General features: G+C 73.8%; 12 protein-coding genes. 6 read left to right on the forward strand and 6 right to left on the reverse strand.

Going from position 1 to position 12145, the window contains the following annotated elements:
* Positions 1 to 122: 122 nt before the first annotated feature.
* Positions 123 to 341, reverse strand: coding sequence for a hypothetical protein (locus ACFUJR_RS26920; RefSeq protein ID WP_383178870.1), 219 nt, complete (start codon positions 339 to 341; stop codon positions 123 to 125).
* Positions 342 to 428: 87 nt separating this feature from the next.
* Here ACFUJR_RS26920 and ACFUJR_RS26925 point away from each other — a divergent pair, with 87 nt between their 5' ends.
* Positions 429 to 914 carry a GNAT family N-acetyltransferase gene (locus ACFUJR_RS26925; protein ID WP_383178867.1) on the forward strand — a complete coding sequence of 162 codons (486 nt, stop codon included), beginning with the start codon at positions 429 to 431 and terminating at the stop codon, positions 912 to 914.
* Here the strand turns inward: ACFUJR_RS26925 and ACFUJR_RS26930 are convergent.
* On the reverse strand, positions 886 to 1353 hold the full coding sequence (locus ACFUJR_RS26930) for a carboxymuconolactone decarboxylase family protein (protein ID WP_383178864.1): 468 nt from the start codon (positions 1351 to 1353) through the stop codon (positions 886 to 888). The genes ACFUJR_RS26925 and ACFUJR_RS26930 overlap by 29 nt on opposite strands.
* Positions 1354 to 1449: 96 nt before the next feature.
* Positions 1450 to 2205 carry a GNAT family N-acetyltransferase gene (locus tag ACFUJR_RS26935; protein ID WP_383178873.1) on the reverse strand — a complete coding sequence of 252 codons (756 nt, stop codon included), beginning with the start codon at positions 2203 to 2205 and terminating at the stop codon, positions 1450 to 1452.
* A 64-nt stretch (positions 2206 to 2269) separates the two neighbouring features.
* On the opposite strand from ACFUJR_RS26935, the gene ACFUJR_RS26940 reads away from it, so the two are divergent.
* On the forward strand, positions 2270 to 2803 hold the full coding sequence (locus tag ACFUJR_RS26940; protein ID WP_383178861.1) for a GNAT family N-acetyltransferase: 534 nt from the start codon (positions 2270 to 2272) through the stop codon (positions 2801 to 2803).
* Here the strand turns inward: ACFUJR_RS26940 and ACFUJR_RS26945 are convergent.
* Positions 2800 to 4302 (reverse strand): CehA/McbA family metallohydrolase, encoded by a 1503-nt coding sequence (locus ACFUJR_RS26945; RefSeq protein ID WP_383178858.1) that lies wholly within the window; start codon positions 4300 to 4302, stop codon positions 2800 to 2802. The genes ACFUJR_RS26940 and ACFUJR_RS26945 overlap by 4 nt on opposite strands.
* Positions 4303 to 4403: 101 nt before the next feature.
* Here ACFUJR_RS26945 and ACFUJR_RS26950 point away from each other — a divergent pair, with 101 nt between their 5' ends.
* From ACFUJR_RS26950 to ACFUJR_RS26960, 3 genes are all read left to right on the forward strand, one after another.
* A complete protein-coding gene (locus ACFUJR_RS26950) occupies positions 4404 to 5237 on the forward strand; it encodes an LLM class F420-dependent oxidoreductase (protein WP_383178855.1) in 834 nt (277 codons plus the stop codon).
* A gap of 232 nt (positions 5238 to 5469) precedes the next feature.
* Positions 5470 to 6921, forward strand: a complete 1452-nt coding sequence (locus ACFUJR_RS26955) for a glycosyltransferase family 39 protein (protein WP_383178852.1) — start codon at positions 5470 to 5472, stop codon at positions 6919 to 6921.
* Between the two features lie 159 nt (positions 6922 to 7080).
* Positions 7081 to 9672 (forward strand): bifunctional FO biosynthesis protein CofGH, encoded by a 2592-nt coding sequence (locus ACFUJR_RS26960; RefSeq protein WP_383178849.1) that lies wholly within the window; start codon positions 7081 to 7083, stop codon positions 9670 to 9672.
* Between the two features lie 52 nt (positions 9673 to 9724).
* Here ACFUJR_RS26960 and ACFUJR_RS26965 read toward each other — a convergent pair whose 3' ends face one another.
* Positions 9725 to 9901, reverse strand: a complete 177-nt coding sequence (locus ACFUJR_RS26965; RefSeq protein ID WP_383178846.1) for a hypothetical protein — start codon at positions 9899 to 9901, stop codon at positions 9725 to 9727.
* A 272-nt stretch (positions 9902 to 10173) separates the two neighbouring features.
* Between ACFUJR_RS26965 and ACFUJR_RS26970 the strand changes: the two genes are divergently transcribed.
* Positions 10174 to 11292, forward strand: a complete 1119-nt coding sequence (locus ACFUJR_RS26970; RefSeq protein WP_383450804.1) for an ADP-ribosylglycohydrolase family protein — start codon at positions 10174 to 10176, stop codon at positions 11290 to 11292.
* Positions 11293 to 11346: 54 nt separating this feature from the next.
* Here the strand turns inward: ACFUJR_RS26970 and ACFUJR_RS26975 are convergent, their stop codons facing one another.
* Positions 11347 to 12129 carry an SDR family oxidoreductase gene (locus ACFUJR_RS26975; RefSeq protein WP_383181283.1) on the reverse strand — a complete coding sequence of 261 codons (783 nt, stop codon included), beginning with the start codon at positions 12127 to 12129 and terminating at the stop codon, positions 11347 to 11349.
* Positions 12130 to 12145: the final 16 nt, after the last annotated feature.

Here is a 12145-nt window from a genome sequence, read left to right on the forward strand (position 1 = left end):
GAAGCCAAGGATCCCGCGAGCCTTCGAACCCCCTGATCCATGGACCCAACCGACAAACGAGGTGGCGAGACCGTTCTCCGTCCCCGCCACCTCGTTCGTTCGTGCCTCCGTCTCCGTCTCCGTCAGCGCCCGGGGAGCAGTCGCTCCACCGTCGCGTTGGCGGCCGGCAGGTCGGCCGCGGAGGCGGGCTTCTCCTGGGGGTCCAGGAGACCGCTCAGCGGCACGACGGACGGCAGGGTGGCATTGCCGAGGTCGGTGGTGGCGGCGACGGCGGACCCGGCGGCGCCGATGCTCCCGGCGACGGCGAGACCGGTCAGGACAAGGTTGCGGATCTTCTTCATGCCCGCACCAACGAGCGGCCCCCGTGCCAGGTGGCGCCCGAGGGGGAGGGCCGTACGGACGGGCGGGGCTCTCCCTAGGATGCGTACGTGTATACGGAGACGACGTGGTCGCTGCGCCCCGCGCGGGCGGAGGACGTGGAGCCGATCGCCGAACTGCGGGCGGTCGTGATGCGCGACGATCTGGTGCGGCTCGGCCGCTACGACGAGCACCGGGTGCGCCAGCGGCTGCGCGACGGCTTCTCCCCGGAGCACACCTCCGTCGTCGAGGTCGACGGGGCCTTCGTGGGCTGTGTGACGTTCCGCCCGTACGACGACGGGCGGAGGCTCCACCTCGAACACTTCTACCTGGCCCCCGAGGCCCAGGGCGCGGGCCTCGGGACGGCGGTACTGCGCAAGCTCCTCGCCCGGGCGGACGAACAGGCTCTCCCCGTGCGGCTCGTCGTGGTGCGGGGCAGTGCGGCCCAGCGCCTCTACGAGCGCGAGGGGTTCACCGTCGAGTCGACCGAGGACCCGGTCGACGTCCTGATGGTGCGCGAGGCGCCGCTCAGAGAGCCACGCCCGCCGGCTGCCTGATCGTCACGTTGATCCGGTTGAACAGGTTGGTGAGGGCGACCATCATCACGATCGCCGAGAGCTGCTTCTCGTCGAAGTGGTCGGCGGCCGCGTCCCACACCGCGTCCGGCACGGCGTCCGAGGTGTCGGCCAGCCGCGTCGCGTGCTCGGCGAGCGCCAGCGCGGCCCGCTCCTCGTCCGTGAAGTACGGCGCCTCGCGCCAGGCGGCGACGGCGAAGAGCTTCTCGTCGCTCATCCCCGCCTTCCGGGCGGACCTGACGCCGTAGTCGACGCAGAAGCCGCAGCCGTTGATCTGGCTGGCACGCAGGTGCACGAGCTCCAGCGTCGACTCCGGGACGCCGCCCTGACGGGTGGCCTTCACCAGACCCTGGATGGCGGCTCCGGCGTCGGGCAGGACGTAGGCGGGGTTGGTCATCCGGGGGGTGATCTCGTGCAGCATGGTCGCTCCTCCAGCGGTTGCGTGGTGCTGTTCGCGTTGCCTTCACAGCACTGACGGAGCGCGCGACCCGGATGTGACACGTTCCGGGAAGTCTTTTCAGAAAGCCGGCTCCGCGATGAGGGCCGTGCCGACCGTGCGGAAGCCGAGGCGCCCGTAGAGCCGGGCCACCGACTCGTCCGTGGCCGACAGGAAGACGGTCTCCACACCCGCCGCCCGGGCGTCCGCGACCAGCGCGCCGGTCACCGCGAGGCCCAGGCCCCGGCGGCGGGCGTCCGGCAGGGTGCCGACGCCGACGACCTCCGCGACCGGACCGATCGGCTGGTACTGCCCGGCGGACAGGGCGGTGCCCGTCGGGTCCACCGCGGCGGCGAGCCGGGTGAGCCCGGCCTCGATCCTGGCGGCCAGCTCGGCGGCGGCCCCGGGGGCCGGGGCGATCCCGAAGGCCGTGAACGGTGCGGCGGCGGCCGACTCCAGGACGGCATCGCCGGCGCCCACGATCCGTACGGTGACGTCCGCGGGCGCCGTGACCGCGGCGGGCGCCCCGGCCAGGACCATCAACGGGTGCTCGTGCACCACGAGCCCGCTCTTCTCCACGGCCGCGCGCAGCCCCGGGGTCGTCTCCGCCACCCACTCGAACGCCTCGGGCACCCCCAGCTCACGCTGCCGGGCGCGCACGCGGTCGACCTCCTCGGCCGTCACCTCTCCGGTGTGCCCGAGCGTCGGCCGGGCGTAGTACGGCCACCCCTCTCCCTCCCGCACGAAGAGGGTGAGCGGCCCGAACTCCTCGGTGCGGGCGGTGGATCGGGGGACGGCGTCGTAATAGGTCTCTAGTCGGCTGAGCATGCCGCTCATCCAAGCAGCCGCCGCCGGGACGGCGCCGGTGAATTCCGCGCCCCGCGTACGGGACGATGAGGCCATGACCGAGATCCTCACGCCCCGCCTCCTCCTCCGCCGCTGGACCGACGACGACCTCGTCCCGATGGCCGAGATCAACGCCGACCCCGAGGTGATGCGCTGGATCGGCGACGGATCGACCCGCGATCTGGAGCAGACCGCCGAGGACATCGAGCGATGGGAGGAGGAGTGGGACGAGGAGGGCTTCGGGCTCTTCGCCGTCGAGCTCCTCGGCTCCGGTGAGCTGATCGGCTTCGCCGGGCTGTCCGTGCCCGACTTCCTCCCCGAACTGCGGCACGAGGTGGAGGTCGGCTGGCGGCTCGGGCGACCCTTCTGGGGGCAGGGGTACGCCTCCGAGGCCGCCCACGCCGCGCTGGAGTTCGCGCTCCAGGACCGCGGCCTCGACCGGGTCGTCAGCATCACCCACATCTCCAACGGGGCCTCCGAGAACGTCATGCGCAAGCTCGGCATGACCCCGGAGCGCGAGACGGCCCACCCGGTCTTCGGCGTCCCGCTGCGTGTGTACGCGATCGACCTCAGCGAGTACCGGGGCTAGGCGCGCGCCTCCAGGAACACCGGGTTCGTGAAGGCCGCCAGGGCGCCGGGCAGGGGCGGCAGCGTCGCCGGGTGCCGCACCTCGGCCCGTACGTAGGAGGCGTACGCGGCCGTCGTCACCCACTCCACCGGCTGCCCGGCCGCCGGCGCCGTGTGCAGGACGCCCTGGTCCGTGACGAGGCGGACCGTACCGCCCGCCGGGGCGCCGCCCACGGCCAGCCGGACGGTGACGGGCTCGTCCGCCGGCACCCGCAGCCGCCCGCCGATGCCCGCCGAGCGCCCCCGGCCGTCCGTGGCCGAGAAGTCGACGGAGACGGACGAGGACTCGGCGACGTACGAACGGCCCGCGCGCAGGCCCTCCAGGATCGCCTCCCGGCTCAGCTCGTCGGCCAGGACCACGGTCTGCGGGGTCCCGACGCGGTCCGGGTCGCGGTGGGCGTCGGAGCTGCCCATCGCCGGGGTCCAGCGGCCCTTCACGAGCGCCGCGTCCCAGCCGGCCAGCGACACCTCGTCGTCCGGGGTGTAGGGGCCGTTCCACACCTCGACCGCGTCCGCGTCGCCGAAGCCGAACTTCCAGTTGCAGCCGATGCAGGTGGCGTGCGGGTGCGCCGGGACGACCAGACCGCCCGCCCTGCGGATCTCGCGCGCGAAATGCCCGAAACGGTTCTCCCGCGCCCGGTAGCGCCAGTCCACGAACGTGCCCGGGTCCGTCCCCACGGCCAGGACGTGGCCGTTGCGGGTGGTGACCTCCTCGCCGAGCAGGATCAGCAGGTCGTCCCCGGCGGCCTCGGCCCACGCCCCGTGGCCGGCATGGGTGTTGTGCTCGGTGGCGGTCAGGAAGTCGAGCCCGGCGGCGCGCGCGAGCGCCGCGACCTCGGCCGGTGTGCGGCGCCCGTCCGAGTACACGGTGTGCAGGTGGCTGTCGCCGCGGTACCAGGCCCTGCCCCGGCCCTCCGCCCGCTCGGGCGGGTACACGGGCCTGGGCGTGGGCAGCGAGGGGCCGAAGCGCAGGGTGATCGTCACCGAGTAGGTGAGCCCCTGGGGCGCCACCGTGTACGGGGCCAGCACGACGAACCAGGTCCCGGCCCTGAGCGGGCCCGCGACGTAACCGGGCGTCGCCGCGTCGGTACGCAGGAAGAACTCCGTGCGCGCCCCGCCCGACCACCCCCGGAAGCCCGTACCGCCGAGCGCGGTGCCGCGCTGGTCGAAGATGCCGATGTCCAGGGCGTTGCCCTGGGTTCCGGCGGGAACGGCGGGCCGCTCGTACGCGTACGAGACGTGGATCTCGCGCACTCCGCGGGGGATCTCGACGGGGAGGTACACGTAGTCGGGCGAGCCGGGCGGCAGCGTGCCGCCGACCGTCTCCGTCCGGGCGCCGCCGGGGGAGCCGTCGGAGGAGCCTTCAGGGGTGTCGGCCGCGTGCGCGAAGCTCACGCTTCCCAAGGTAAGGGCGGAGGCGACGCTCGTCGTCAGGAGCGTTCGCCGGGTCGGTTCGCTCATGTCGGGCACCCTCGTAGTAGGGCGTGAACTCCCGGACAACGCAAGAGGCCCGTCGCGCCGCGGCTCTCGGAAATCCCCGCCGCAGCCCCTACCGTGCCGCTATGCGGATCTCGACCACGATCTTCCTGACCGACGAGACCATCACCCCCGTCCGTCTCGCGCGCGAGCTCGAACAGCGGGGCTTCGCCGGGCTCTATCTGCCCGAACACACCCACATCCCGATCGAGCGCACCACTCCCTACCCCGCGGCCGGCACCGAACTGCCCCGGGAGTACGGCCGCACCCTCGACCCCTTCGTCGCCCTCGGCCAGGCCTCCGCCGTCACCGAGCGGCTCGGACTCGGCACCGGCATCACCCTGATCACCGAGCACGACCCGATCGCCCTGGCCAAGCAGATCGCCACCCTGGACCACCTCTCGGGCGGACGCTTCACGCTCGGCATCGGCTTCGGCTGGAACAAGGAGGAGGCCGCCGACCACGGCGTGGAGTGGTCGACCCGGCGCGAACTCGGGCGGGAGCGCATGGCGCTGATGCGGGCGCTGTGGGCCGACGAACCGACGCCGTACGAAGGCGAGTTCGGCGTGTCGGTACGGGCGTCCTACGCGTACCCCAAGCCGACGGGCGGCGCCCCGCGCACCCTCGTCGGCGGCGCGGCGGGCCCCAGGCTCTTCGCGCAGATCGCCGAGTACGCGGACGGCTGGATGCCCATCGGCGGCCGCGGCCTGACCCGGTCGATGCCGGTGCTCCGCGAGGCCTGGGAGCACGCGGGCCGCGACCCCAAGACCCTCCAGGTCGTCCCGTACGCGGTCCTCCCCAACCCGGGCAAGCTCGCGCACTACGCGGAGCTGGGCTGTGAGGAGGTGGTGCTCCAGCTGCCGCCGGGGGACGAGACGGAGGTGCTCGGGGTGCTGGACGAGTACGCCGGGTACCTGTGATCCGATGATTCGACCAGGGTGGTGACAGCGGGCGGGACCGGCCGCCGTCATCGGCCGGATCGGGGCGCGGCGATCGTAGGGTCCGCCCCATGAGCGCCACCGATCTGCCCCGCACGGATCCGCCCGAGGGCGGCCCGAGGGCGGCCCGCCCGATGGTCGCGCCGGTGTTCCGCCCGAGGCCCCGCGGGGCCCCGCGGCTGTCCCCTCCCGCCCGCCCCGCGGCGGCGGGCGCATGCCTGCCGCCGCCGCGGCCGCGGTGTCCGCCGCCGTGATGCTCGGCCCCGGCCTGTGGGGCCTGGACCGCGGCACCATGTGGCGTGACGAGTCGGCGACCTTCCAGATCGCCCGCCGCTCCCTGCCGGAGATCTGGCACCTGCTCGGCGAACTCGACGCCGTGCACGGCCTCTACTACCTCCTGATGCACCCCGTGCTCGCCGTCCGGGCCGACGAGGTCGCGCTGCGGATCCCGTCCGTGTGCGCCGCCGCCTGCACGGCAGGACTCGTCGCGGCGCTCGGCGCCCGCCTGGCGCGCCCCCGCGTCGGCCTCTGGGCGGGACTGCTGTACGCCGTGACCCCCTTCGCCACGCACTACGCCCAGGAGGGACGCTCCTACGCCCTGGTCGCCGCGGGAGCCGCGCTGGCGACGTGGTGCCTGGTGCGGGCGATCGAGCGGGGGACCGTCGGACGCTGGACCGCGTACGGCGCGGCGGTCGCCGTCAGCGCGGTGGTCCACGAGTTCGCCCTGCTGATGCTCGCCGCGCACGCGGTCACGGTCCTGTGTGTGCGCGGCGACCGGAGGGCCCGCAGATCCTGGGCGACGGCCGCGGGCGCCGCGGTGGCGGTCCTCCTCCCCCTCGTCGTGATCTCCTTCCGTCAGGGCGCCCAGATCTCCTGGATCGTGAAGCCGGGCCCGGAGCAGCTGAAGCATCTGCTCCTGCAGTTCACCGGCCCCAGTGGCGTGGTGCTGACGGCCACCCTGCTCCTCGCCGCGGCCGTCGTGCTCGTCCCGCTGCCGCGCCGCGGCCCCGTCGGGCTGGTCGCCGTGGCGCTGCCGCTGGCCGTCCTGCCGCCCGCCCTGCTCTTCGCCGTATCGCTGGTGAAGCCGCTCTTCGTGGACCGCTATCTCCTGTTCGCGCTCGCCGGCGTGCCCCTTCTCGTCGCCGGGGGCATGGAACGGGTGCTGTCCGTGCCGCGGGGCGGCTCTCGTGCCGTGTGGCGGCCCGTCGCGGCGGCGACAGGCGTCGCCGTGATCGCCGCCGCGTTCTGGTGGCAGCTGCCGTTCCACCGGCACGAGCGGGGCACGGCCAGCCGTGTCGACGACCTCCACGCCGTCGCGGCCCAGGTCGCCGCCGACGCGCGTGAGGGCGACGGCGTGGTCTTCGTGCCCTCGTACCAGCGGCACATCTCACTCACGTACACCGGCGAGTTCACCGGGCTCAGAGACCTCGCCCTCAAGACCTCCGCCGCCGAGTCGGGCACCCTGGAGGGCGTGGAGGTGGCTCCGGAGGCGTTCGAGCAGCGGCTTCGCTCCGTGCGACGGGTGTGGGTGGTGGGGTGGCCCGGCTCCGCGCGGCAGGCCTGGTTCCTGGAGGATCCGAAGGTGGAGGCGATCCGGCACCGGTTCCGCGAGGCGCGCACGGTGTCGCTGCCCAGCGGTGTGGTCCAGCTGTACGTGCGCCGGTAGCACCGGCCGTCCGTGCGCGACGGTGGCCGTCCGTGCGTGACGGTGGCCGTCCGTGCGTGACGGTGGCCGTCCGTGCGTGACGGTGGCCGTCCGTGCGTGACGGACACCGGCCTGCCCTGCGGCCCTGTGCCCGTCGGCGGGCCCTCGTATGCTCGGTGCATGACGGATCAGCAGCCCGGACAGGCAGGACGGCCCACCGAGAACGCCATGCGCCGTGCCCTCAAGAGGGCCAGGGACGGGGTGGCGCTCGACGTCGGCGAGGCCGCCGTGCTGCTCCAGGCGCGGGGGACGGATCTGGACGATCTGGCCGCCTCGGCCGGCCGGGTGCGGGACGCGGGCCTGGACGCCGCCGGGCGCCCCGGGGTCATCACGTACTCGAAGAGCGTGTTCGTACCGCTCACCCGTCTCTGCCGCGACAAGTGCCACTACTGCACGTTCGTGACCGTGCCGGGGAAGCTCCGCCGCGCGGGGCACGGGATGTTCATGTCCCCCGACGAGGTCCTCGACATCGCCCGCCGCGGCGCCGAACTGGGCTGCAAGGAAGCCCTGATCACGCTCGGCGACAAGCCCGAGGACCGCTGGCCCGAGGCGCGCGAGTGGCTCGACGCGCACGGCTACGACGACACCCTCGCGTACGTACGGGCCATGGCGATCCGGATCCTGGAGGAGACCGGTCTCCTCCCGCACCTCAACCCGGGTGTGTTGTCCTGGACGGACTTCCAGCGGCTCAAGCCCGTCGCGCCGTCGATGGGAATGATGCTGGAGACGACGGCGACCCGGCTCTGGTCCGAGCCCGGCGGCCCGCACTTCGGCTCCCCCGACAAGGAGCCGGCCGTCCGGCTGCGGGTCCTGGAGGACGCCGGCCGCTCGTCCGTGCCGTTCACCAGCGGTCTGCTCATCGGGATCGGCGAGACGTACGAGGAGCGTGCCGAGTCCCTCTTCGCGCTGCGCCGGGTCTCCCGCGCGTACCACTCCGTCCAGGAGCTGATCATCCAGAACTTCCGCGCCAAGCCGGACACGGCGATGCGCGGCATGCCGGACGCCGAACTGGACGACCTGATCGCCACGATCGCCGTCGCCCGGCACATCATGGGCCCCTCGGCCTGCCTCCAGGCCCCGCCGAACCTCGTCGACGAGGAGTACGGGCGGCTGATCGCCGCCGGGATCGACGACTGGGGCGGGGTCTCCCCGCTCACCATCGACCATGTGAACCCCGAGCGGCCCTGGCCGCAGATCGACACCCTCGCGGAGAAGTCGCGCGCCGCCGGTTTCGAGCTGCGCGAACGCCTCTGCGTCTACCCGGAGTTCGTCGGCCGCGGCGAGCCCTGGCTCGACCCGCGCCTGCTGCCGCACGTGCGGGCGCTCGCCGACCCGGAGACCGGCCTGGCGAATCCGGACGCGACCGTCCGTGGACTGCCCTGGCAGGAGCCGGACGAGGCGTTCACCGCGGCGGGCCGCACCGATCTGCACCGGACGATCGACACCACCGGTCGCACCCACGACCGCCGTGAGGACTTCGACGAGGTCTACGGCGACTGGGAGGCGCTGCGCGAGGCCGCGGCGCCCGGCATGGTCGCGCAGCGCATCGACACCGACGTACGGGCCGCGCTCGCCACCGCGGCCGACGACCCGACGAAGCTCACCGACGACGAGGCGCTCGCCCTCCTGCACGCCGACGGTCCCGCGCTCGACGCGCTGACCCGGATCGCCGACGACGTGCGCAGGTCGGTGGTGGGCGACGACGTCACGTACGTCGTCACGCGGAACATCAACTTCACCAACGTCTGCTACACCGGCTGCCGTTTCTGCGCCTTCGCCCAGCGCCGCACGGATGCCGACGCCTACACCCTCTCGCTGGACCAGGTCGCCGACCGCGCCCAGCAGGCGTGGGAGGTCGGCGCGGTGGAGGTGTGCATGCAGGGCGGCATCCACCCGGACCTGCCCGGCACGGCGTACTTCGACATCGCACGGGCGGTGAAGGAGCGCGTGCCCGGGATGCACGTCCACGCCTTCTCGCCGATGGAGGTCGTCAACGGCGCGACCCGGACCGGCCTCTCGATCCGGGAGTGGCTGACGGCGGCGAAGGAGGCCGGGCTCGACTCGATCCCGGGCACGGCCGCCGAGATCCTCGACGACGAGGTCCGCTGGGTCCTCACCAAGGGCAAGCTGCCGACGGCCACCTGGATCGAGGTGGTGAAGACCGCACACGAGCTGGGCATCCGCTCCTCGTCGACGATGATGTACGGGCATGTGGACCAGCCCCGGCACTGGCTCGGCCACTTCCGCACGCTGGCCCGGATCCAGCAGGAGACCGGCGGGTTCACGGAGTTCGTGACGCTGCCCTTCATCCACACCAACGCCCCCGTCTACCTCGCGGGCATCGCCCGCCCCGGCCCGACCGTCCGCGACAACCGCGCGGTCACGGCGATGGCGCGGCTCCTGCTCCACCCGTACATCCCCAACATCCAGACCAGTTGGGTGAAGCTCGGCGCGGACGGCGCCGCCGAGATGCTCCGCTCGGGCGCCAACGATCTGGGCGGCACGCTGATGGAGGAGACCATCTCCCGTATGGCGGGCTCCAGTTACGGCTCGTACCGCTCCGTCCGGGAACTCGTCGCCATCGCGGAGGCGGCCGGCAGGCCGTCCCGCCCGCGCACGACGCTGTACGGCGAGGTGGCGGAGGAGCGGATGGCGGCGGCGCGGGCGTCCGACGGGCACCTCCCGGAGCTGCTGCCGGTGCTGGGGGACTGACGGGGGTCAGCGCCGACCGCGGAGGGCGAAGGCGCCCTCGGCGCGGGGAAGCTCAGGCCCGTGCGGAAGTGCGGGTCAAGGCCGCCCCGCCCGGGACGGCCGGGGCTTCAGCGGACAAGGCCGGGGGCTTGGGCGCGGGCGCGGGGGCCGGCGCCGCGACGGCGACGGGTGCGGCGACGGCGGCGACCAGCGCGAGCAGGGTGGCGATCCGCAGGGAGTTCTTCGGCACGGTGGGGCTCCGATCGAGGAGTGGGGCGCGTCCCGACGAGCCTTGCCGTCGCCCGTGTCGCCGGGCGTCGGCCCCTGGGAGGGTCCGCCTCCGCCGCGTGGGGGAGAGGGCTGCGGGGGATCGGCTCGGTGCTGCGAGCTCGGGTGAACGTGATCAAAACCGGCCCGAAGGGCGTCCGATCGCAAAACGTTCGGCCCTGCGAATGCGCGAACTCGGTCGATTACAGTGCTGCGAGATCTGGTGCGCCGAGGGTTTCCGGGGGAGGGCACGTCGTGACCACAACCGCTGCGGCCGTGTGGGGCCGCGCCGAACAGCAGGACTTCCGGGCCCGGGTCCGAGGCTGCCTCCTCGGCGGTGCGGTGGGCGACGCCTTCGGCGCGGGGGTCGCGGCGCTCTCCCTGGACGGGATCAGGGCCGCCCACGGCCCGGAGGGCCTCATGGAGCCGGCGCCCGCGTACGGCAGACGCGGCGCGGTCACCGCCGCCACCCAGATGACGCTCTTCACCGTCGACGGGCTGATACGCGCCCAGGTCCGCCGCGACACCGGCGCCTGGCACCCGCCCACCGACGTCCACCGCGCGCATCTGCGCTGGGCGGCCACCCAGCGCGACTGGGGCCCGGACGAGCGCCGTACGGACAACGGCTGGCTCGCCCGCGAGGAGTGGCTCTACGTCCGCCGAGACCCGGCCCGTGCCTGCCTCACCGGCCTCGGCGACGAGATCCTCGGCACCCTCGACAAGCCCAAGAACCCGGACGCCGCGGACTCCGGGGCGCTCGTCCGCTCGGCGCCCTTCGGCCTCCTCGTCGGCTGGGAGCCGCAGCTGGTCTGCCAGCTCGCCGTCGAGTGCGCGGCGCAGACCCACGGCGGCCCGGCCGCCCACCTCGCGGCCGGCGCGCTCGCCGTCGTCGTCCACGGCCTCCCCCGCGGCGAGGCCGTGGACGGCTCCGTCCAGCGGGCGCTGGCGCAGCTCAGCCTCCGCCCCGGCCACGAGCCCGTCACCGACGCGCTTCAGCGGGCGCTGGGAGCCGTACGCCAGGGGATGCCGAACGCCCTACGGGTCACGGATCTCGGCGCGGACGAGGACCGGGCCGAGGGCCAGCTCGCCGCCGCCGTCTACTGCGCCCTGGTCGGCGAGGACATCCGGCACGGCCTGCGCCTCGCGGTCAACCACGACGGGCCGTCCGCCGTGACGGGAGCCGTCACGGGCGCGCTGCTGGGCGCCCTGCACGGCGAGACGGCCCTCCCGCCGGCCTGGCTGGCCGAGCTGGAGGGCCGTGCGACGATCCTCGAACTCGCGGACGACTTCGCCATGGAGATGACCCAGGGCGCCGCCCTGCACAGCCCCGCGGAGTCGCACCCCGGCTGGCTGGCCCGCTACCCCAGGGGGTGAAGGCCGGGCTGTACGCCGTCGCGTACCGTGCGGCCCGGTCTCCGTCCGCGGCTGCTACCTCATCAGCTCGCCCGCGTTGACGAGCAGCGACTGCCCGGTGATCGCCCGCGCCCGGTCGGAGGCGAGGAACGCCGCCGCCTCCGCCACGTCTCCGTCGGTCGCCAGCTCGGGCAGTGCCATCCGCTCCGTGAGCCGGGCGAGCACCTCGGTCTCCGGCACCTCCTCCGTGAGTGCCGCGAACCGGACGTACGCCTGGACCGGCGGGCCCCACATCCATCCCGGCAGTACGGTGTTGACCCGGATCCGGTACGGGCCGAGCTCCCGCGCCATCGAGTACATCGCCGAGGTCAGCGCCCCCTTCGAGGCCGCGTACGCCGCCTGCCGCACCTGCGAGGGCGCCGCCACCGCCGACTGCGTACCGATGAGGACGACGGAGCCGCCCCGCTCCTTGAGTGCCGGCAGGCAGGCCCGCGTCATCCGCAGGGTGCCGAGCAGGTTGACGTCCAGGACGCCCTGCCAGGTGGCGAAGTCGGCGTCCTCGATCCCGCCGAAGTAGCTGTCCCAGGCGGCGACATGGACGACGGCGTCGATGGCGCCGAACCGGTCCAGCGCGAGCGCGGCCAGAGCCTCGCACTGCGCCTCGTCGGTGATGTCGGTGGCGCGATGGGCGGTGTGACGCCCCTCCGGATCGATCTCGGCCGCCGACTTGGCGAGGTTGGCCTCGGTGCGCGCGCCGAGGACCGTGTTGCCCCCGTCGCGTACGACCGTCTCGGCGATCCGGTGCCCGAGTCCGGCGCCGACGCCCGACACGACCACGGTCTTTCCCTGGAGCAGCATCCGGGTGCCTCCCGCC

Source organism: Streptomyces sp. NPDC057271 (genome assembly GCF_042668715.1).
GTDB lineage: Bacteria > Actinomycetota > Actinomycetes > Streptomycetales > Streptomycetaceae > Streptomyces.